This window comes from Lysinibacillus sp. GbtcB16 (assembly GCF_019091145.1).
GTDB lineage: Bacteria > Bacillota > Bacilli > Bacillales_A > Planococcaceae > Lysinibacillus > Lysinibacillus fusiformis.
Genome location: NZ_JAGXJV010000774.1, coordinates 1 through 243, shown reverse-complemented (window position 1 = coordinate 243; position 243 = coordinate 1). Strand labels below are relative to the sequence as shown.

General features: G+C 34.6%; 1 pseudogene. It reads right to left on the bottom strand.

Going from position 1 to position 243, the window contains the following annotated elements:
- Positions 1 to 243: pseudogene (locus tag KVT27_RS25865) on the bottom strand (MFS transporter); the annotation flags it as partial.

Sequence of the window (243 nt, the reverse complement as noted above, 5' to 3'; positions counted from 1 at the left end):
TAATATATTTATCGTAGATAATGTACGGTTAGAGAAAAGTGCTAGCGGAATTAATGGTTCTGGAGATTTTTTCTCGATGAATAAGAAAATAATAAATGAAATAGCGGCAAAGATTAATAGGCCGATAATTGTCATGTCTCCCCAGTTTTGCTTACTGCTACCTGTTAATAATGCATATAGTAGAGCGATTGTACTTAATGAGAAGACTGTTGCACCAAGATAATCGATATGATGCTTAGCAGG